Here is a 21,369-nt window from a genome sequence, read left to right as displayed (position 1 = left end):
CCTACTCTTCTCTACATTCTGCTGGTCACGGAGCAGTGCTTTACCTGGCAGTGCTCCACGCAGCGAATTCTCGGACCACGAATTCCCACAACGACGAACTCTCACAACCACGAACTCTCACAACCACGAACTCTCACAACCACGAACTCTCACAACAACAGGAGCAATTGCGGATGACCACTGGCGTTTCTTTACACGGCAAGGCACTGGACATCGACGACGAACGTCTATGGGATAGTCTCATGGCCATGGCTGAGATCGGCCCTACGGCGGGGGGCGGTAGTTGCCGCCTGGCGCTGACCGATGAGGATGATGCCGGGCGACGGTTGCTGCTCGAGTGGTGCGAGGCACTGGGCTGCCGGTGGCGACTGGACCCGATCGGCAACCTGTTCATCCGCCGTGAAGGTCGACGTAACGACCTGCCTCCTGTGGCCATGGGCAGCCATCTGGATACCCAGCCTCTGGGTGGGCGCTTCGATGGCATTCTCGGTGTTCTTGGAGGCCTCGAGGTGCTGCGTACCCTCGCCGATGCGGGGGTGGTCACCGAACGACCGCTGGAACTGGTGGTGTGGACCAATGAAGAGGGCAGCCGCTTCGCACCGGCCATGGTGGCATCCGGTACCTATGCGGGTGTCTTCAAGCTGGACGATACCCTGGCGATCGCCGACAGCGCAGGAGTCACCATGGGACAGGAACTCGAGAGGCTGAACTACCGGGCCGAACTTGAAGTGGGTGAACCGGGGCTGGACAGCTACTTCGAACTGCATATCGAGCAGGGCCCCGTGTTGGAGGAATGCGAGGAGGCGATCGGGGTGGTCAGCGGGGTTCAGGGCATGCGTTGGTTCGACCTGACCATCAAGGGGCAGAATTCGCATGCCGGGCCGACCCCCATGGCCTATCGCCATGATGCACTGGCGGCAGCGGCGCGCCTGATCGACCGCCTGTATGCTCATGCGCTGGAGGATTCCAGTGGTGCCACCAGGGTGACCTTCGGCCAGCTCGACATTTCCTCGGCTTCTCGCAATGTGGTGCCGGGTGAATTGTGCCTGAGTGTCGACCTGCGCCATGGTGATGAAGCCCAGCTCGATGCCCTGCAGCAACGTTTCGAACAGGAAGTGGTGTCGATAGAGGAAGCCTTCGGTGTGTCGACACAATGTCAACGTATCTGGGCTTCACCGGTGGTCAGTTTTGATGATGCTTGTATTGACGCCGTGGAGGCCGCAGCACGTCAGCGCCAGTTGCCTCACCGCCGGATGATGAGTGGCGCTGGCCATGACGCCGTCTATGTGGCCCGAGTGGCGCCGACGGCGATGATCTTTGTGCCTTGCCGTGATGGCATCAGTCACAACGAGGCTGAATACTCGAGCCCGGAGCAGTGCGGACAGGGGACTCAGGTACTGTGTGATGCCGTCATCGCTCACGCCAATCGTCCGTCATGATGCGGTGATCAGCGCTGCTGGCGCGAGACCACGGACACATGATCCAGGAAACTGCGGAACAGCTGGGCCTGGCTGGATACTCCGAGGCGCTGGTAGAGGTGCTTGCGATGTACCTTGACGGTACCGTCGCTGATGCCGAGCTCACGAGCAGCCGATTTGGTGGAGTGACCGGCGAGCAGGAGGCGCACGATCTCCTGCTCGCGTCGGGTCAGTTGCCCCTGACCGAAGGTGGAGAAGGCGGCATCCACAGGCTCGATCTCGTTCATGGCATCATCGAAGCGAGTGTGTTGCCAGGTCCAGAACTGGAACAGCAGGGCGCTCACCACTGGAGTGACGTGACGCAGCGCCTGGAGGTGGCGACGGGTCAGACTGCCGGCATCGGCCGCGAACCCCAGTGACACGACCATCACGGTATCTTCCGTCACTCGCGCAAAGAGCCCGACTTCATCCTTCAGGCCCAACCCGCGGTAGTAATGGGCGTAATACTCACTGCTCTCGAAGCGATCCGGGGCCAGGTCGCGCAATCGATGGCCACCGCTGTCGATGCCGGACTCGATGGCCTGGAAGATCGGGTCCAGCAGATAGACACGGCTGAGATATCGGTCGACGCCCTGCTCGCGGCGGTGCGCGGGATAATTGTCATGAATTACCAGTGGGCGACCGCGGCCCCGGTAGGCATGCAGAATGATGGTGTCGAAGGCGGCCAGATCGTGCAGTGCCTGTTCGAGACGGCGCGGCAGGTCGGCGTCCGCGGCACCGAGGAACAGTGCAGCAAGGCGTTGGTGCCACTCCTGGCCTGCGCTGCAGGCCAGCAGATCCGTGGGGGTCATGTAGGTACCCGGTCGTCAGATTCTATTATCAATATGGCAATCAAATAGCTCATCCTGATCGATTTGATTGTCGTCCGCACCACACTGGCGCAGATGCGCGGATCTGCTGGTGTGGTGCGGTCTCGCGTCGGCCTGATGGCCGGCGGCGGCACGGCCCTGTGCCGCTATTAACCCAACATGAAAGCATGCCGGGTTAATAATGGGGAAAGCAATGGAGGGAGATTAGCAGCCAGGCTGGTCGGACTGAATCCCGCTATCCAGTCGGCAGGCAAAAGGCGGAAATGCATTACCCTGACGCATAGCCCTTAGCGGACACCGCACCATGCTGGTATCCTGGGCTCTTCCCAGCCAACAGGATGGCGCAATGAGCCCAACCGATGCACCCTCCATGACATCCTCCCCGAGCACCATGGCTCCGCGGGCATCACGACGCGAGATTCTCGGCTGGGCGATGTTCGATTTCGCCAATCAGGCCTATACGCTGTTGATCATCACCGTGGTGTTCGGTGAGCTGTTCACCACGGTTATCGTCGGCGATCGTGGCGACAACTTCCGGCTCGCCAATCTGTTGTGGAGTTTCGCTCTGGCAGTGAGTTTCCTGTTGGTCGTGCTCACCGGCCCATTGTGCGGCGCAGTGATGGATTATCGCGCCGAGAAGAAACGCTTCCTGTTCATCAGTTATCTGGCCACCGTGGCGACCAGCGCCATGCTCTATTTTGTCGAGCCGGGATACGTGGTGCTGGGGCTGATCCTGATCATCATCTCCAACTATACCTACTCGATGGGAGAGTCCTTCATCGCCGCCTTCCTGCCCGAGTTGGGGCCACCGGAAAAGCTGGGCAGTATCTCCGGGTTCGGCTGGGCGCTGGGCTATATCGGCGGCATGGTGGCGGCAGGATTCACGCTGCTGGTACTGGGCGAGACCACCGTCGAGAACTTCGAACGCATCCGCTGGGTCGGGCCCTTCGCTGCCGGATTTTTCCTGGTGGCAGCCATACCCACCTTCCTGTGGCTGAAGGAGCGTGGCCAGCCGCATCCAGTTCCAGCGAGTTTCGGCCAGATCGCCTGGCGGCGAGTCTCCGGTACCCTGCATGATTTGCGGCGCTTTCGCGATCTGGGGCTGTTTCTGATTTCGGTGATGTTCTCCATGGCTGGGGTCTACATCATCATCACCTTCGCCTTCATCTATGGGGCGCAGGTCGTCGAGTGGGACAGCACCACGCGCAACCTGATGTTCGTGATCGTACAGATCACCGCTGCCATCGGAGCACTGGGGTTCGGCGTCATTCAGGATCGGATCGGCACGCGCGTGACTTATCTCCTTACTCTGGTGATGTGGGTGCTGGCGGTACTGGCCATCTGGGCCACACCAGAGCTCACAACCTGGCTCAATGACACCCTGGGGCTGAATTGGCATGCCCAGGACCTGTTTCTCTACGTTGGTTGCCTGGCCGGGCTCAGTCTGGGCTCCAGTCAGTCGGCGAGTCGGGTACTGGTAGGCCTGTTCTCTCCGCAGCAGAAGTCAGCGGAGTTCTTCGGTTTCTGGGGGCTGGCCAACAAGATCGCCGGGGTGGTGGGAATCATCGGCATCGGGCTGCTGCAGTCGGTGGTCGGGCTGCAGGCCTCGGTACTGCTCTGTGCGGCCTTCTTCATCATTGCCATCCTCATCTGTCTGGGGGTCAACCAGCAACGAGGTCAACAGGCAGCGCGCGACTGGGAGCAGGCAGAACATTGAGCGCCATACTTGCCGATCCAGACCTGCTGGTACTGGTAGCGGCCATCCTGGTGCTGGCCGGAATGGTCAAGGGAATCCTCGGCATGGGGATGCCCACGGTCCTGCTGGCGTTGTTGACGGCGGTGCTGGGCTTGTCGAGTGCCATGGCGTTGATGCTTGTGCCGACCATCACCACCAACCTGTGGCAGGCGCTGGCAGGTGGTCAACTATTGGCGTTGAGCCGTCGCCTCTGGCCGTTCCTGACCGCAGCGGCGCTGGCGGTCTGGCCCGGTGTCTGGATACTGGCCAGTGTCGACCCGCGCTGGTTATCCCTGTTGCTTGGCTTGCTGCTGATGCTGTACGGCGTGCTGAACCTGGCACGGCGTAGTCTGCGCCTGTCTGAACGCCTCAGTCATGCCTGTGGTGCCGGGGCGTTGACCGGCCTGCTGACGGGCATGACCGGTTCCAGCGTATTTCCCGGCGTACCGTGGCTGCAGTCCATCGGTCTGCCGCGGGAGGCGCTGATTCAGGCCATGGGCATGCTGTTCTGCATCACCACGGCCAGCCTGGCTCTGGCGCTGGGTGAGCGTAACGTACTGACCGCCGACCTGCTGCTGGCGTCCTGCGCCGCATTGCTGCCGGCATTCATTGGTATGTGGCTGGGCCAGCAACTGCGGCGACGCCTGTCGGAAGCGCGTTTTCGCCAGGTATTCCTGATCGGCATCATCGCCCTCGGCGCCTGGTTGGTGGTAAAGGCGCTTTGACGAGCGACTTGTCGCTCGTCAGCCACGAGCTACGAGCTACGAGCTACGAGCCACGAGCTACGCTGCGCTCGAGCTTGACCCCCGAATCCTGAACCCCGGGAAAGGCACGGACTTGCCGTTCTGGCGTTGAGCCGCTCGCGACCCACAGGGATGTGGGAAGTGCGTTTGTTCGTCTGGAACGAACATAGCTGGCTCGAAACTGGATCCGCACTGGGCAGCTCGTTGCTCGCTGCTCATCGCTTACTTCGGCCTTTCCAACGCAAAGAGGTCGGTGCTGCGGGCGTAGTCGCTACCGGCCATACGACCGATGGGGCGCAGCGCATCGACGCTGACATGGCGTCCGTCCCAGACACTCGAGTCGGCATGGATCAGCACCACTTCGGCAAGCACCAGACTTCCGGCCATGGGCTGATCGCCGAAACTGATGATGTCGCGCAGGCGGCAACCAAAGGCCACTGGCGCCTCGGCGATACGCGGTACTTTCAGGTCTCCCAGCGCTACCTTGGTCAGCCCAGCGTGATCGAATTCATCCGCGTGGGGTGCCAGACTGGCGCTGGTGGCATTGAGTGGCTCGGCCAGTGCCTCGCCGCCGATGTGGACGACGCATTCACCGACTTCCCGCAGATTGGCAAGTGTGTCCTTGGTGCGGCCATCGGCGGTGATCAGCGGTGAGAAGACCAGCACGGGTGGCTTGACGCTGGCCACATTGAAGAACGAGAAGGGGGCCAGGTTGACGTGGCCTGCTGCGCTGGTCGTCGAGACCCAGGCAATGGGCCGTGGGGCAATGGCTCCGGTGAACAGACGATAGATCAGGCCGGCATCCATATCGTGGGTGTCGAGTGGAATATCGCTCATCAAGCTGCTCCTGATGTACAAGGGGTGGACAGGGATCAGGGCATTGTAGCGGGCTGGCGATCAGTATAATGACATTCCATTGCAACACTGGACCGCTGATGTCGACGGGGAGAACGAGAATGACGGAGCGTCAGACCACGCGGGGGCCCGGGCTGGCCATGATGCTGGTCTTCTGGGTGCTGCTCATGGCGCTTGGCAGTTGGTGGGTACATGGCTGGCTGGAGAGGCGTGACAACCCCAATGCCGGGTTGATATCGGTGGCAGCGGACGAGCCCTTGCGCTTGCAGCGAGGTGCCGATGGCCATTACCGTGCTCCGGGAACGATCAACGGGCAGGAAGTCAGTTTTCTGCTCGATACCGGGGCCAGTCTGGTGAGTGTACCCGGACATGTCGCTGAGCGGTTGGGGCTGCGACCCATGGGCGAGGTCCGCCTGCACACTGCCAATGGTACCGTCGAGGGCAGTGTCACTCGGTTGGAAACCGTCACCCTGGGTGGTTTGACGGCTCATGCGGTGCGTGGCGCCATCAATCCCGGCAACAAGGGGGATGGTGTGTTGCTGGGAATGAGCTTTCTCAAGCGCTTTGATATTGTCATTCGCGGCGATATCCTCGAACTCAATGTACCGGCAGATGCATCAGTCGGTAAGTCTTCCAGCCAGGAGCTTGATCCATGACGCTGTTGAAACGATTGGGATTGCGGTTGCCGATCCTGCAGGCCCCCATGGCGGGCGCTCAGGATGAGGAACTGGCGTTGGCGATCACGGCGGCAGGAGGACTCGGTGGACTGCCTGCCGGTATGTTGTCTCTGGAGGCGCTGGAACAGGCCCTGATCTGTATTGCCGACCAGGGGCCGGTCAACGTCAATTTCTTCTGCCATGATAACCCGCCCGAGCAGCCGGAACGCCTGGCGCGCTGGCGCGAGCGACTCAAGCCTTTCCACCAGGAGATGGGCATCGAGCCGCCGCCGCCCAGTGATGCGCCGACCCGGCGCCCCTTCGACGCGGATGCCTGTGCGCTGGTGGAGGAGCACACCCCGGCGGTGGTGAGCTTTCACTTCGGCGTGCCGGAAGCGGCACTGCTCCAGCGGGTCAAGGCCAGCGGTGCGCTGGTGTTGTCCACGGCCACCACTCTTGAGGAGGCGCTTTGGCTCCAGCAGCGTGGCGTTGATGCGATCATTGTTCAGGGGCTGGAAGCCGGGGGGCATCGAGGTCACTTCCTCAACCATGATCTCGCCCAGCAGTCATCGACCATGGAATTGCTCTCACAGGTCGTCGAAAGTGTATCGTTGCCGGTGATTGCCGCAGGTGGTATTGCCGACCCCCAGGCGGTAAGCGAGGCGTTGGAACGAGGCGCTCGGGCGGTACAGGTGGGGACTGCCTTCCTGTGCTGCCCGGAGGCCACCACGCGTGCCGTGCACCGCAGAGCACTGCTGGAGCCTGAAGCGCCGACCGAGATCACCAATGTGTTCACCGGGCGCCCGGCACGCGGTATCGTCAACCGTGCGATGCGCGAACTGGGGCCTCTTGACCCGGATATTCCGGACTTTCCGCTGGCCGCGGCAGATCTCTCCGAACTGCGTGCCTGTGCCGAGTCGCGTTGTCTTCCCGATTTCTCGCCACTCTGGGCCGGTACCAACCGCCAGAGCTGTCGTGAAGTGCCAGCAGAAGAGCAGTTGCTGTGGCTGGCAGATGTTATCTAACCCGCAAACATCGTGGGTAGGTCTACACTGTCGCGCTCGCCGATGTCATCGTAATGCTGCGCTATCCATTCCTCGGCTCTCTGGCGACCGAGGTCGCGGAGGTGGCACAGGAACTCCCATTCAGCGTTGAGCTTGGATGAGGCACCCAGTGGCTTGAGCAGGTCCTGACTGTCGATGATGTGCACCAGCATGTCACGGTAGTCAGGTGAGTCGATGGTACCTTCGCGGATCAGTCGCTTGACGAAGTTCAGTGCGCGCAGCTCCTTGAGCAGACTCGCATTGAAGGTGATCTCGTTGGTGCGATTGAGAATGTCCACGGCGCTCACTGGGGCATGCTCACGGGCCACCGGATTGATCTGTACGATCAGGATGTCGCGGCTGTCGGTGGTGCGGTAGAAAGGGAACAGCGGTGGATTGCCTGAATAGCCACCATCCCAGTAGGGCACTCCATCGATTTCCACCGCCTCGAACAGGAATGGCAGGCAGGCCGAGGCCATCACCATGTCGGGGGTCAGCTCACCGCCATTGAAGATCTTGACCCGTCCGGTAGTCGCGTTGGTGGCAGCAATGAACAGTTTGAGCTGCTTGCAGCGTCCCACGTTGTCGAAATTCACCTGGTCAACAAGGATGTCACGCAGAGGGTTGTACTTGAGGGGGTTGAACTGACTGGGGGCCCAGAAGCGTGTCATCAGATCGAAGAACAGATGGCCCGGCGAATGGTCGAGACTCCAGTTGCCGATCAGGCGGTCCCAGGGGCTGCGTTGCAGCGGGCTGAAGCGAGCAGCTTCGGCGACAGCTCTCCAGAAGGTCTCGAGCTTTCGGCGCGCCACCTGAGGGCCGCCCGCCACCAGCCCATCGGCCATGATCACGGCATTCATGGCGCCCGCTGAGGTCCCGGAGATGGCCTCGATCTCGATCGAGGGAGTGTCGAGCAGAGTGTCCAGTACGCCCCAGGTAAAGGCGCCATGGGCTCCGCCGCCCTGTAGTGCGAGGTTGATGCGCTTGGCTTGCTGGGTCACCGGTATCTCCTGGTTTCCTGAACCTTGTTTTCCCGAACCTTATTTTCCCGAACCTCAGGTTTCCTGAAACCAGGCTTTCTGAATCCCGGTTTCCTGAACCTGGGTTTCAAGGGCTTGGTTTCAAGGGCTCGGTTGCAGGGGCGGGTGGTTGCCCTGATGAATAGAGTCCTGTCCAGCACCATGCCATACTGCACTGCATATAACAGTCTTGTCTGACCTCAACATTGTCAATGCCCGGCGCCGTTTCGGGTGGATATGATGACACCAATGCCAGCCGTTGCCCCGACCTTGCCGGATGATCTTCGCGAGGATCCACGCTATTACCTGCGTCACTTCCAGTTTGTGCTCGACTGGGTGGCGGCACACCACGACTCTCTGTTGGCGGAATCCGAGTGGAAGTTCATCGTCGGGTTTGGCGAGTTGCCGGAGGTCTCCCAGGCGCTGTTGGTGCGTATGGTGTCGCGCAAGGGCGAATTGTTTCGTCTGTCACGTCTCGACTATGCCGAGATTGGTGATAGCGACCGTGCGCTGGTGCCGTTGGTGGAAGCCGGAATGGTGATCCGTGATCCTCTGATTGGTCTCGATGAGCTGTTTGCGCAGCTACGCGTACCGGAGCTGCGTCAGTGCTTCGCCGAACGACTTGCAGCACATGGTATTGCAAAGTCGGCAACTCGCCAGCGCCTGCTTGACGTCATACAGGAGTACGAGGAGGCCGGTGACGCTGAGCCGCAACGCCGACGTCTGTCGCACTGGTGGACGGAGACCACGGATCAACTGGTGCAATTGACGGTAATGCCGGTATGTGACCGGCTGCGGCTGATGTTCTTTGGCAACCTGCATCAGACCTGGTCGGACTTCGTTCTTGCCGAGCTGGGGCTGGTGCGCTATCAGCAGGTTGACCTTGGCGAGTTGTCCCATGCCTTCCAGTGTCGTGGGGATGTGGACCTCTATCTGGCTCTGCATGACCTGCGTGGCCGGTTGGATGAAGGGGAGTCCATTGAAGCGCTGCTGACGGAAATTCCGCCACCGGCGCAGGACAACCCCTGGCTGGCCGAGCGCCGTGCGCGACTGTTGTATCGCCTCGGTCAGCAGGCGCAGCGCGATGGCGACATCCCTCTGGCCCTGCACTGTTACGGTCTCGCGGGGCCCGGTGAGGCGCGTATTCGTCGGCTACGTCTGCTTGAGCGTCAGGGGGAGTATGCCGAGGCCCACCGGTTAGCGCTTGAGGCACAGGCATCGCCTTGCGGCGAAGCGGAGCAACAGGGCCTGGAGCGCCTGCTGCCGCGCCTGGCGCGAAAGCTGGAATTGCCTCGTCCCGAGTTGCCTCCCACCCGCCAGCCTCGAGCTCGAGTCCTCGAGCTTCCGGCGGATCATCTGGTCATCTGCGGCAGCGTCGAGCTCGCTGTGCGCGATGCCATCAGTCACTCTGATCGGCCGGCATGGTATGTCGAGAATGGCTTGATTACCGGGCTGTTCGGCCTGTTGTGCTGGGAGGTGGTCTTCGCCCCGCTGCCGGGGGCTTTCTTCCATCCTTTCCAGCATGGCCCCGCGGATCTGCGTCGAGATGATTTTGTCGCTCGCCGGCGCCGGCTGTTCGATACTGCTCTGGCCAGACTCGATGATGGCAGTTATCGCGATGTCATTCTCGATCACCGGCAACGTTGTGCAGGGCTGGCCAATCCCTTCGTGCACTGGGAACTGCTGGAGCCGGAACTGCTGAGCCTCGCACTCGACTGTATCCCGGCGATGGATCTGCGCTGCATGTTTCAGCGCCTGCTGTTGGACCCGGCGGTCAACCGCTCGGGACTGCCGGATCTAGTGCAGTTCCTGCCCGGGGAAAGGCCGAGCTATCGTCTGATCGAGGTGAAGGCGCCGGGAGATCGTCTGCAGGACAATCAACGGCGCTGGCTTGATTGGTTGGGCCGCCACCATATCTCGGTCGAGGTGTGGCATGTGGAGTGGCGTCATGACTGATGCTGTTCGTGTTCCCGGCAATGAGTCCATGCCCAGGGTGGGGGTAAGGGCCCTCTGCGACTTCACGGCACGGCGTGGTGATCTCGATCACCGCTTCACACCGTCACCCAGCGCTCGTGATGGTCTCGAGGGACAGGCGCGGGTCGTTGCCACTCGCGGTGAGGGGTATCGTGCGGAAGTGCCTGTCGCTGAGGAGGTGGCAGGCCTGCGCATCCAGGGGCGTATCGATGGCGTCTGCCGGGATGGCCGAACGATCGAGGAGATCAAGACCTATCGTGGTCGCCTGGAGCGCATGGCAGACAATCAGCGTGCACTGCACTGGGCCCAGGTGCGTGCCTATGGCGCACTCTGGTGCCGAGAACAGGGCCTCGAGGAAGTCACTCTGGTGCTGGTCTATGTGGATAGCGCCAACTGGCGTGAGACGCGACTGACCGAGACCTGCCAGGCCGAGGCATTGTGGCGGGAGCTGGAACAGCGCTGTCGGAATTATCGCCAATGGGGGGAGTCGGAGGTCGCCCATCGCCGCGCGCGCGACGCCAGTCTGGCCCAGTTGGCATTCCCGTGGCCGGATTTCCGGCCCGGTCAGCGTGAACTGGCCGAAACGGTCTACAAGGCGGCGGCCACCGGGCGTGAGTTGCTGGTCGAGGCTCCGACGGGGATCGGCAAGACTCTGGGTACCCTGTTTCCGACCCTCAAGGCGATGCCTCGCCATGCTCTCGATCGCCTCGCCTTTCTGACCATGAAGACACCGGGGCGTCAGGTGGCGCTGGATGCGTTGAGAAAGCTGTTTCCGCAGCCCGATGCTCCCTTGCGAGTACTGGAATTGATCGCCCGACAAAAGGCCTGTGAATACCCCGGACGCGCCTGTCATGGTGATGCCTGTCCTCTGGCTCAGGGCTTCTATGATCGCCTGCCGGCGGCTCGGGAAGCCGCGGCAACCTATGCCTGGCTTGATAGAGAGGGATTGCGCGACATCGCAAGCCAGCACCAGCTCTGCCCCTACTATCTGGGACAGGAAATGGCACGCTGGAGCGACGTGCTTGTGGCTGACGTCAATCACTACTTCGACACCAGTGCGTTGTTGCATGGACTGTGCCGTAGCGAGGAGTGGCGCATGGCGGTGCTGATCGATGAGGCTCATAACCTCGTGGATCGCGCCAGAGGCATGTATTCGGCTGGTCTCGATCAACGTCGCATGGCAGGCTGGCATCGCGAGGCACCGCAGGGTGTGAAACGCTCGCTGGGGCGTGTGGTGCGCTGTTGGCAGGCACTGATTCGTGAGCAATACGATGTGGATGTTGCTGTTCCGACGGCTCCCGAGGATACGACTCACTGGAGGCAGCTGGAAGCATTGCCCGAGCAACTGGTTGGAGCTCTGCAGTCGGCCAGCAGTGCGATCAGTGACCATCTTGCCGAGCATCCCGAGGATGGCAGCGGCATGTTGACCGACTGCCTGTTCGAGCTGCTGGCCTTCACGCGGCTCGCCGAGACCTTTGGTGACCATTCGTTGTGTGAGTTGACCCGACAGGGGCGAGGGCGCTCGCAACTGGCCATCGTCAATCTGATACCGGCGGACTTTCTCGCGCCGCGATTTTCCTCGGCCAGCACCTGTACGCTGTTCTCGGCGACTCTGTCACCGGCGCACTATCAACGCGATCTGCTGGGCCTGCCACAACATACCGTGTGGTATGAGGTCGCGTCTCCCTTCAGTGCCGAGCAGCTCGAGGTGCGCGTCTGTCGCCATCTTTCCACTCGCTATCGTGATCGTGAGCGCTCGCTGCCGGGAATAGTCGAAACCCTGGCCGACCAGTACCGGCGGCAGCCCGGCCATTATCTGGCCTTCGTTTCCAGTTTCCACTACCTGCAGCAGCTGCATGAGGCTCTGGCCAAGGCCTGGCCCGAGATTCCCCTGCGTCGCCAACAGCGGAGCATGAGTGAGGAGCAACGGAATCAGTTTGTGGCAGATTTCCGTCCCGGTGGAAGAGGGATTGCGCTGGCGGTGCTCGGAGGCGCCTTCGCCGAGGGAATAGACCTGCCGGGCGATCGGTTGATTGGTGCCTTCATTGCCACCCTGGGATTGCCGCCCCGGGAGCCGCGCCAGGAAGTACTCAAGCAGCGGCTCGAGACGCGCTTCGGGTGCGGCGACGATTATGCCTACCGCATTCCCGGGCTGATCAAGGTCGTGCAGGCAGCAGGTAGGGTCATTCGTCAGCCCGAAGATCGCGGTGTGGTGGTGCTGATGGACGATCGCTATGCCAGTCCCGAGGTTCAGTCTCGATTGCCGGGCTGGTGGCGAGGGGCCTCCTGAGCTCCTGCCTCGGAGCTGTCGGGTTTCATGACGATGTCTTCATCGGCCTCATAGAGCTGCTCCAGCTCGCTGGCAGCCTGCTGAACATTCTGGATCAGTTTGCGTTCGTTGCCGAACACTTCCAGTTGGCGTTGTAGAGTCCGCTCGTCATGCCTGCGGAAGATATCGACGGCATGCTGCGCCTCATCGCGGGGAATGCCCAGTCCGATCAGCGTTTCCCGGGTCATGTCCAGGCTGCCGGGCAACAGTTCGCGCTGGAGGTAGCTGACGTTGGCACGCATCAGCAGCAGTGCGTGGTAACGATTGCGGGCCCGGGCATGGATCTTCAGGTGAGGGAAGCGCTTCTGGGCACGCTCGATGATCCGCATCGAGCTTTCGACATCACTCACTGCCACCACCAGCATCTGGGCCTTGCTGGCTCCTGCGGCCTCCAGAAGGTCGATACGAGCAGCATCACCGTAGTAGACCTCGTTGCCGTAGCGACGCACCACCTGGACATGTCGGGCATCGATATCGAGCACGGTGTACGGAATCTTCAGGCCCTGGAGAATACGGCCGACAATCTGCCCAAAACGGCCGAAGCCGGCAATGATGATCCGGGGCGATTCGTCACGTGGCATATCGAATTCCGGCTTGCTAGCGGCAGGTTGCAGTAGTGGCCGAATCAAGCGCACATGCAGGAGGTACAGCACTGGCGTCGCTGCCATGGATAATGACACCACCAGAATCAGCAACTCGACGGTTGCGCTGTCGAGCAGAAAGCTGCCGCCTGCCGCCGTCAGCAGTACAAAAGCAAACTCGCCGCCCTGGGGCAGTAACATGGCAAGATTGAGGGAGTCGCTCCAACTGGCGCGGAACAGGCGGGCTGCCATCATCACGCAGAATGCCTTGGTGACCAGCAGCGCGCCCGTCAGCCCGAGGACCAGGCCCGGTGCTTCGACCAGCAGCTCGATCTTTGCCGTCATGCCGACGGCCATGAAGAACAACCCCAGCAGCAGCCCCCGGAAGGGTTCGATATCGGCTTCAATGCTGTGACGGTATTCCGAGTCCGATAATAGAATACCGGCGGCAAAGGCGCCCAGCGCCATGGAAAGCCCGGCCATATCCATCAACAGCGCGGAACCGATCACCACGGCCAGCGAGGCGCCGGCAAAGACCTCTCGGCTGCCGGTTGCCGCGGCACGCTGAAACATTGGCCCGAGCAGGAAGCGACCACCAACCACGAGAGCTACCACGGCGGCAGCGGCGATCAGAATTCTGGTGATCAAGGGCCCCCAGCCGGCTTCCAGCAGAGAACCGCTGGCGAGAATGGGGATTGCCGCAAGCACAGGCAGGGTGGCGATGTCCTGGAACAGCAACGTGGCAAAGGCCAGGCGCCCATGGCGTGCATTCAGTTCATGGCGTTCGCCCAGCATGTGCAGCACCAGGGGTGTTGAGCACAGTGCCAGGCTGAATCCCACTATCAGCGCGGGTATCAGTGCCAGACCGAACCACCAGGCGCCTGCCGCCAGCACGACGGTGGTGATGGACATCTGCAGGCCGCCACCGCCGAACACGGCCTTGCGCATCAAGCGCAGACGTGAAGGCTTGAGTTCCAGACCAATGATGAACAGCAGAAAGATGATGCCCACTTCGGCAAAATGAAGTACCGCTTCTGCATCAGGCACCAGGCCCAGTGCGGCTGGGCCAATGACCACACCGGCTACCAGGTAACCAAGGACCTCGCCGAGCCCGAGACGCTTGAGGATCGGCACGATCAGCACCGCGGCGACAAGAAAGACGAACGCAAGGAACAGCAGTGACGAGGCCATGCAGGGTAAGCTCCAGCCGTGGAACAGTTGTCGTCGCTATATTATTGAACCGGCAAGCTCTTGTATTGGGTTAATCGCAGCCCAGGGAAGTGCCGTCGACAATCCAATGGATCAGGATGAGCTATTTGGTTGCCATGCCAATAGCGTACTGCACCTCGCAGGAGACATGCAGCATGTCTATTTCGTGTCGGTAGGTCTCACCCCAGCTGGTTGTCTGATGCCTGGTGATGGCCTGACCTCATGACTCTCTCCAGTTCTGCGACGATATCCTCGTCAGCGGCATAGACCCGTTCCAGCTCGGCGTAGGCTTCCTGCACTGTCTGGATCAATTGCTTCTGGTTGTTGGAAGCCTCCAGTTGACGAGACATCAGCTGTTCATCGTGGGGGCGAAAGATATCCACGGCATGTTGAGCCTTGTCACGTGTGATGCCTAACTCGACCAGTACCTCACGGCTTGTCTCGAGGCTGGCGGGCAGCAGCTCGCGCTGAAAATAGTGGATGCCGGCATTCTTCAATAGCTGTGCCTGATGACGATTACGGGCCCGAGCGAAGATGCGTAGATGAGGGAAGTGCTTCTGTGCCTGTTCGATGATACGCATGGAGCTCTCGATATCGCTGACGGCCAGTACCAGCAGCTGTGCGTGCCCGGCACCGGCCGCTTCGAGCAGTTCCGGTCGAGTGGCGTCACCGTAATAGACGTCATTGCCGTAGCGCCGTACCACCACAACACGATCGGCATCGTTGTCGAGCACGGTATAGGGAATCTTCAGCCCCTGCAGAACCCGGCCCACAATCTGACCAAAACGCCCGAAGCCCACAATGATCACACGTGGTGAACTGTTGTCGGGCGTATCGAACTCGCGGTCGCTGGAGGCGGAGTTGGTGGGGCTCAGCAGTGGTTGCAACCATCTCACGTAGGTGAGAAATACCACTGGTGTTGCGGCCATCGACAGCGAGATGACCAGCACCAGCAGTTCAATCGTGGCCTGATCGATCAGCGCAGAGGCACCTGCCGCTGTCAGCACCACGAAGCCGAATTCACCGCCTTGTGGCAGCAGCATGGCGAGATTGAACGAATCCGCCCAACTGGCACGAAACAGGCGTCCGGCGATCAGCATGCAGACCATCTTGGTGATCAGTAGGGCGGCCGTGAGGCCGAGCACCAGAGCTGGCGACTGGAACAGCAATTCGACCTTGGCGGTCATGCCGATGGCCATGAAGAACAGTCCCAGCAGCAGGCCGCGGAAGGGCTCTATATCGGCTTCGATGGTGTGCCGGTACTCGGTATCCGACAGCATGATGCCGGCAACAAAAGCTCCAAGGGCCATGGAAAGGCCAGCCAGATGCATCAACAGCGCAGCGCCGATCACTACCAGCAGTGAGGCCCCGGCGAATACTTCACGGCTACCGGTGGCCAGGCGAAACAACGGACGCAACAGGTAACGTGCCCCTGCAATCAGGCCGATCAGGGCACATGTTGCAATCAGTATCCTGTCGAGTAACGGCTCCCACCCGGCTGCCAGCAGCGCATCATCGGCAAGGAACGGGATGGCGGCCAGCAACGGAATGGTGGCAATGTCCTGGAACAGCAGCATGGCAAAGGCCAGGCGTCCATGGCGAGTGTTGAGTTCACGGCGCTCGCCAAGAATGTGCAGTACCAGCGGTGTTGAACACAGTGCAAGGCAGAAGCTCACTACAATGGTGGCTGGTATCGACAACCCCAGCCACCATCGACAGCCGAGCACCAACAGCAGCCAGGTCACCAGCATCTGCAGACTACCGAAGCCAAACACGGCCTTGCGCATCAGGCGCAGGCGCGCGGGTTTCAACTCCAGGCCAATGATGAACAACAGAAACACGATGCCGATCTCGGCGAAGTGTAGAACCGCCTCGGCATCGCGTACCAGGCCCAGCGCGGAGGGACCAATGACCAGTCCGGCCACCAGGTAACCGAGCACCTCGCCAAGCCCCAGGCGCTTGAGAATCGGCACAATCAGCACCGCAGCCAGCAGAAAGATCAAGGCGAGAAACAGCAGCGACGTCATTCGAAAGCTCCATCCATGGAACAGTGATTGCAGCCATGTTACCGCAGCGCAGCATTCAGGGATCAATCATCGCTGATATACAACGGATACAGCACAGTGGTGAGTACCATGGTGCTCGCGCGGGGTTTCCGGGGAGGAGGGAAGCGCTATCGGGACGGAGACGTGGCCTCTCTTCGGCGAGCGCTGGTTGACACCCGTCGACGATGACGAGCTGAGCTCACCGGGGCGAGAGGCGTCAGGTTATTTCAGGGTGAGGCAGGCTATTGAGGGTGAGACAGGCTGTCATCACCGATAGGGACATGGCCCGGCAGACTGCTGATGCGGGCCAGCCAGGCACGGATAGCGGGATAATTCTCGAGCTCGAAGCCCCCTTCATGCGCCACATGGGTGTAGGCGTAGAGTGAGATGTCGGCGATGGTGGGACTGTCGCCGACCAGCCAACGGGATTGACTGAGCTGCCGTTCCATGACGTCCAGTGCCCGATAACCACCGGCTTTTCTGGACTCATACTCTGCGCGCCGGTCCTCAGGCAGTCCGAGGTACAGAGATATGAAGCGTGCCACGGCGATATAGGGCTCGTGACTGTACTGTTCGAAGAACTGCCATTGCAGCACCTGGGCACGAGCAAGGCGGTCGCTCGGCAGCCAGTCGGTACCCTCGGCGAGATAGTTGAGAATGGCGTTGGATTCGGCGAGAAACTGACCGTCATCCAATTCGAGCAGCGGAATCTTTCCGTTGGGATTGCGGCCAAGGAAGTCGTCGTTGTGGGTATCGCCAGCGAGGATATCGATACCGATCCAGACCAGGCGGATATCAAGCAGTGCGGCGAGCAGCTTGATCTTGTAGCAGTTACCGGAGCGGGAATCTCCGTAAAGGTTCATCGGCATATCCTGAAAAGCTATACATGGATGTCGACAGTTTGCCACGTTGCTGCGTGGTGGAAAGCTTCCATAGCGTTTCAGCGTAGCTTTTTGAAGGCCGCGCTGACTGTACCTGTCGGTGTTATGAAACGCATGATTGCCTTTCGCACACTGTCCTGCAAACTCCTATCCTTCCTGTACAACTGCTGAATCACATGTGCCTGTCAGAGTATCGGCATCGGCTTTCCCCGGTAGGGGCGGTTCGGTACTCGAGCAGGGAGAGCGAGGGGACTGACGATGGATCGAAAACGTGCAAGCAAGTGGCCGGCGCGGTTACTGGGCCTTCTGATACTGCTGCTGGGTCTCAGCTTGATGGGAGGTGGCGGCTATCTACTGATGAGCGGTGGTTCGGCTTATTACCTGTTGGCTGGAGCCGGGCTCACGCTGTCCGGGGCGACCATGATGGCGAGGCGCCACGGGGCATTGGGGCTTTTTGGCCTGGTCCTGCTGGGCACGACCCTATGGGCAGTGTGGGAAGTCGGTTTCGATTGGTGGCAGCTGGTGCCCCGAGTGGCGCTGTTGTGTGCCATCGGCCTGATCATGCTGTTGCCCTGGTGGAGTCGCGGTGCCAGTCGTGGTGGCGTCGCCATTCTGTCTCTGGCGGTGTTGGCAGCACTTGGTGTGGCGGTGGCCACGCAGGTTCTCGAAACTGGTGACCTGGAAGGCGAGATCGCGGGCCAGGCTCCCGCTGTGGCGCTGAATCCGGCTCAGGTGGCCGCGGAAGACTGGGTCGCCTATGGCGGGACCAATGCCGGGACCCATTATTCGGCACTCGAGCAGATCACGCCGCAGAACATCTCTCAACTGGAAGAGGTCTGGCGTATCCAGACCGGTGATACCGCACAACCCGATTCGCCACCGGAGATCACCAACCAGAATACGCCGCTAAAGGTCAACGATCTGCTGTATATCTGCACTTCGCACAGCCGGGCTATGGCACTGGACCCGCAGACGGGTGAGACCGTATGGTCCTTCGATCCCGAGGTCAGCACCATGGGGGCGGAGGACTTCTCGCTCTGGGCACACATGACCTGTCGTGGCGTTACCTACTACGATGTGGCGTCCTATGGCGAGAATGGTATCGAGGCTGCACCCGATGCCGAGGGCAATATCATCGATGCGGCGGAATCTGCATCCAGTCATGAGGGCGATGCGGCACCGATGGTCAGCGAGACGGATGTCATGTGCCCGCGCCGTATCTTCCTGCCTACCGCCGATGCACGCCTGATTGCACTCAATGCCGATACCGGTGAGCGCTGCACCACTTTCGGTGAAGATGGCGAGATTGACCTGACTCGCAATATGGGGCCGATCGTGCCGGGAGGTTACTACTCCACCTCACCAGCGGTGGTCACCGAGAATCTGGTGATCCTTGGTGGCCATGTCACCGACAACAGCTCTGTGGATGAGCCCTCCGGTGTGATTCGCGCCTTCGACGTTCGCAGCGGAAAGCTGGTGTGGAACTGGGACAGCGGTAATCCGACCAGTACCACACCGCTGAGCGAGGGTGAGATCTATACGCGCAACTCGCCCAATGTCTGGGCACCGTTCAGTGTCGATGAGGATCTGGGGTTGGTGTATCTGCCGATGGGCAATGCAACTCCGGACCAGTGGGGGGCTGATCGCAGTGAGGATGACGAACGCTACAGTGCTGGGTTGGTGGCACTGGACCTTGCGACGGGGAATGTCGAGTGGGCCTACCAGTTTGTCCATCACGACCTGTGGGACATGGACTCACCGGCGCAGCCGGTATTGATTGACCTCAACGTCGATGGGCAGATGGTACCTGCGGTCATTCAGCCGACCAAGCAAGGCAGTCTCTATGTGCTCAATCGTGAGACCGGCGAGGAAGTGGTGCCGATCGATGAAGTTCCGGCGCCTCAGGGCGCGGTGGAGGGAGACTGGACAGCACCGACACAACCGCGTTCGCAGCTAAACCTGCTGCCGCCGCCGCTGACGGGGCGGGACATGTGGGGCGGCACACCGGTGGATCAGATGCTGTGCCGTATCAAGTTCAAATCGCTGCGTTACGAGGGACAGTACACGCCACCATCTCTGCAGGGCAGTATCGTTTACCCGGGTAACGTCGGTGTCTTCAACTGGAGCGGCATTGCCGTCGATCCGGTTCGTCAGGCGATCTTCACCTCGCCCAACTATCTGGCTTTCGTGTCGCGGATGATCCCGCGGGATCAGGTGGCCGAGGGTGAGGGGTCGGCCAGTGAGCAAGGGCTGCAACCCAACGAAGGGGCCCCCTATGCGGTGGAAATGGGGCCGCTGCTGTCGGTGCTGGGCATCCCCTGCCAGGCTCCGCCCTGGGGCGATGTGGCAGGTGTCGATCTGGCTGCTCAGGATGGGCCGGATGTTGTCTGGCGGCATCGTAACGGAACGACTCGTGACAGCATGCCGTTCAATATTCCGTTGCCGCTCAAGGTTGGAGTGCCCGCGCTTGGCGGACCGGTGACTACGGCGGGTGGCGTTACCTTCCTCAGCGGCACTCTGGATCAGTACATCCGTGGTTACGACATCACGACCGGCGAGGAACTGTGGAAGTCACGCCTGCCGGCAGGTGGCCAGGCGACGCCGATGACCTATCAGGGCCAGGATGGTCGCCAGTATCTGGTGGTCACTGCGGGGGGGCACGGTACCTTTGGTACTCGCATGGGCGACTATGTGATTGCCTACGCGCTGCCTGAGGCGTGATTGATTCTGCATAATCATCGCAGATTGTTTGCCTTGGCTGGATAATGATTCCAGTCAGGGCGAATGATTCGTCGGTAATGTATCTGCCAGGCTGGATAACGCTTCACTTGATTAACATTTTCGGTTTCAGGAGGCGTTTCCATGGTAGATCACAGTCTCAACGACAAGGTCGTGCTTATTGCTGGTGGTGCCAAGAACCTTGGCGGCTTGCTGGCGCGTGATCTGGCGCGTAATGGAGCACGGGCGATCGCAGTGCATTACAACAGCGAAGCCACACGGGCTGCCGCTGAATCCACTCGAGACGAGGTCAAGGCACTGGGGGCCGAGTGCGAGCTGTTTCAGGCAGACCTGACCGCTGCGGCCAATGCCACTCAATTGTTCGATGACGTGCGTGCGCGATTCGGAAAAGTAGACATTGCCGTCAATACGGTCGGTATGGTGCTCAAGAAGCCGATGCTGGAAACCAGCGAGGACGAATACGACACCATGTTCGCGATCAATTCCAAAAGTGCCTTCTTCTTCCTCAAGGAGGCCGGTCGTGTTCTGGAGGACCACGGCAAGGTGGTCACCATGGTCACGTCTCTCCTTGGGGCCTTCACTCCCTTCTACTCCACCTATGCTGGAGGCAAGGCACCAGTGGAGCATTTCACCCGCGCGGCGGCCAAAGAGTTCGGAGAGCGCGGAATTTCGGTAACCGCGGTAGGGCCTGGACCCATGGATACACCGTTCTTCTATGGTCAGGAGGGTGACGATGCGGTGGCTTTCCACAAGAGCGCGGCGGCTCTGTCAGCCTGGAGCAGGACCGGGCTGACCGATATCGAGGACGTCGTACCGTTGCTGCGCCACCTGGTCACCGATGGCTGGTGGATGACCGGCCAGACGATTCTGACCAATGGTGGCTATACCACCAAGTGACGACCCCGGTCTGACCGGAAGTCTTTTCTGTGAGGCCTGGCACCCGCCGGGTCTTGCGATTCATGGTGCCAGGCGTGGCGATGGCTTGCTGGCTATGCTGATGCTGGCTGACAAGGGGAGGGAATACCGATGCGAAGCCTGCTGATCATTGTCATTGGCCTGCTGGTGGTGAGGCTGATGCGTTATCTGGCGCCGGGGGGACGGTATGCCGCCATGTGGGGGTTCTCGCTGGTGTGGCTGCTGGTTTGCGCCTGGAACCTGAGTGTCGGCCTGTCTCATGGATACGCACTGGGAGAAGAACTACTGGTGCATGCCTTCCTGTTTGCTATCCCGGTGGGATTCGGGTGGTGGAAGGTGGCAGGCCGGACGAGCTGAG

General features: G+C 60.8%; 16 protein-coding genes. 10 read left to right on the top strand and 6 right to left on the bottom strand.

The window, feature by feature from the left end:
• The first annotated feature begins 173 nt into the window (after positions 1–173).
• Positions 174–1,439, top strand: coding sequence for a M20 family metallo-hydrolase (locus BUE38_RS15235; RefSeq protein WP_073436091.1), 1,266 nt, complete (start codon positions 174–176; stop codon positions 1,437–1,439).
• A gap of 8 nt (positions 1,440–1,447) precedes the next feature.
• Here the strand turns inward: BUE38_RS15235 and BUE38_RS15230 are convergent, their stop codons facing one another.
• Entirely contained in the window at positions 1,448–2,269 is an 822-nt protein-coding gene (locus tag BUE38_RS15230) for a helix-turn-helix transcriptional regulator (RefSeq protein WP_073436090.1), read from the bottom strand.
• Positions 2,270–2,633: 364 nt separating this feature from the next.
• On the opposite strand from BUE38_RS15230, the gene BUE38_RS15225 reads away from it, so the two are divergent.
• Complete coding sequence (locus tag BUE38_RS15225; protein ID WP_234987038.1) at positions 2,634–4,004, top strand: MFS transporter; 1,371 nt, start codon at positions 2,634–2,636, stop codon at positions 4,002–4,004.
• Positions 4,001–4,747 carry a sulfite exporter TauE/SafE family protein gene (locus BUE38_RS15220; protein WP_073436089.1) on the top strand — a complete coding sequence of 249 codons (747 nt, stop codon included), beginning with the start codon at positions 4,001–4,003 and terminating at the stop codon, positions 4,745–4,747. Before BUE38_RS15225 ends, BUE38_RS15220 begins: the two co-directional genes overlap by 4 nt.
• A gap of 240 nt (positions 4,748–4,987) precedes the next feature.
• On the opposite strand, the gene BUE38_RS15215 is transcribed toward BUE38_RS15220, so the two are convergent.
• Entirely contained in the window at positions 4,988–5,602 is a 615-nt protein-coding gene (locus BUE38_RS15215; protein ID WP_073436088.1) for a flavin reductase family protein, read from the bottom strand.
• 119 nt (positions 5,603–5,721) lie between these two features.
• Between BUE38_RS15215 and BUE38_RS15210 the strand changes: the two genes are divergently transcribed.
• Together BUE38_RS15210 and BUE38_RS15205 are read left to right on the top strand one after the other, a co-directional pair.
• Positions 5,722–6,276 carry a retropepsin-like aspartic protease family protein gene (locus BUE38_RS15210; RefSeq protein ID WP_073436087.1) on the top strand — a complete coding sequence of 185 codons (555 nt, stop codon included), beginning with the start codon at positions 5,722–5,724 and terminating at the stop codon, positions 6,274–6,276.
• Entirely contained in the window at positions 6,273–7,301 is a 1,029-nt protein-coding gene (locus BUE38_RS15205; protein WP_073436086.1) for an NAD(P)H-dependent flavin oxidoreductase, read from the top strand. The genes BUE38_RS15210 and BUE38_RS15205 overlap by 4 nt, the downstream gene beginning before the upstream one ends.
• Here the strand turns inward: BUE38_RS15205 and BUE38_RS15200 are convergent.
• Positions 7,298–8,320 carry a patatin-like phospholipase family protein gene (locus BUE38_RS15200; protein ID WP_073436085.1) on the bottom strand — a complete coding sequence of 341 codons (1,023 nt, stop codon included), beginning with the start codon at positions 8,318–8,320 and terminating at the stop codon, positions 7,298–7,300. The two genes, BUE38_RS15205 and BUE38_RS15200, sit on opposite strands and share 4 nt — an antisense overlap.
• A 267-nt stretch (positions 8,321–8,587) precedes the next feature.
• On the opposite strand from BUE38_RS15200, the gene BUE38_RS15195 reads away from it, so the two are divergent.
• Together BUE38_RS15195 and BUE38_RS15190 are read left to right on the top strand one after the other, a co-directional pair.
• Positions 8,588–10,294 carry a VRR-NUC domain-containing protein gene (locus BUE38_RS15195; RefSeq protein WP_143166346.1) on the top strand — a complete coding sequence of 569 codons (1,707 nt, stop codon included), beginning with the start codon at positions 8,588–8,590 and terminating at the stop codon, positions 10,292–10,294.
• On the top strand, positions 10,287–12,602 hold the full coding sequence (locus BUE38_RS15190) for an ATP-dependent DNA helicase (protein ID WP_234987032.1): 2,316 nt from the start codon (positions 10,287–10,289) through the stop codon (positions 12,600–12,602). Before BUE38_RS15195 ends, BUE38_RS15190 begins: the two co-directional genes overlap by 8 nt.
• On the opposite strand, the gene BUE38_RS15185 is transcribed toward BUE38_RS15190, so the two are convergent.
• The 3 genes from BUE38_RS15185 to BUE38_RS15175 all read right to left on the bottom strand — a co-directional run bounded on the left by BUE38_RS15185 (position 12,563) and on the right by BUE38_RS15175 (position 17,339).
• Entirely contained in the window at positions 12,563–14,413 is a 1,851-nt protein-coding gene (locus BUE38_RS15185; protein ID WP_073436083.1) for a monovalent cation:proton antiporter-2 (CPA2) family protein, read from the bottom strand. The genes BUE38_RS15190 and BUE38_RS15185 overlap by 40 nt on opposite strands.
• A gap of 197 nt (positions 14,414–14,610) precedes the next feature.
• Complete coding sequence (locus BUE38_RS15180; protein ID WP_073436082.1) at positions 14,611–16,458, bottom strand: monovalent cation:proton antiporter-2 (CPA2) family protein; 1,848 nt, start codon at positions 16,456–16,458, stop codon at positions 14,611–14,613.
• 260 nt (positions 16,459–16,718) lie between these two features.
• A complete protein-coding gene (locus BUE38_RS15175; RefSeq protein ID WP_073436081.1) occupies positions 16,719–17,339 on the bottom strand; it encodes a glutathione S-transferase family protein in 621 nt (206 codons plus the stop codon).
• Positions 17,340–17,615: 276 nt separating this feature from the next.
• On the opposite strand from BUE38_RS15175, the gene BUE38_RS15170 reads away from it, so the two are divergent.
• The 3 genes from BUE38_RS15170 to BUE38_RS15160 all read left to right on the top strand — a co-directional run bounded on the left by BUE38_RS15170 (position 17,616) and on the right by BUE38_RS15160 (position 21,368).
• Positions 17,616–20,078 (top strand): glucose/quinate/shikimate family membrane-bound PQQ-dependent dehydrogenase, encoded by a 2,463-nt coding sequence (locus BUE38_RS15170; RefSeq protein WP_073436080.1) that lies wholly within the window; start codon positions 17,616–17,618, stop codon positions 20,076–20,078.
• A gap of 141 nt (positions 20,079–20,219) precedes the next feature.
• The gene (locus BUE38_RS15165) at positions 20,220–20,993 is read left to right on the top strand and encodes an SDR family oxidoreductase (protein ID WP_073436079.1); all 774 of its coding nucleotides are present in this window, start codon (positions 20,220–20,222) and stop codon (positions 20,991–20,993) included.
• 129 nt (positions 20,994–21,122) lie between these two features.
• On the top strand, positions 21,123–21,368 hold the full coding sequence (locus BUE38_RS15160; RefSeq protein ID WP_073436078.1) for a hypothetical protein: 246 nt from the start codon (positions 21,123–21,125) through the stop codon (positions 21,366–21,368).
• The last annotated feature ends 1 nt before the right edge of the window (position 21,369 follow it).

It is taken from the genome of Halomonas cupida (genome assembly GCF_900142755.1).
In the GTDB taxonomy this organism is placed as follows: domain Bacteria; phylum Pseudomonadota; class Gammaproteobacteria; order Pseudomonadales; family Halomonadaceae; genus Halomonas; species Halomonas cupida.
Note: the sequence above shows the minus strand (reverse complement) of the source record. Positions and strands in the feature narration are given on the sequence as shown.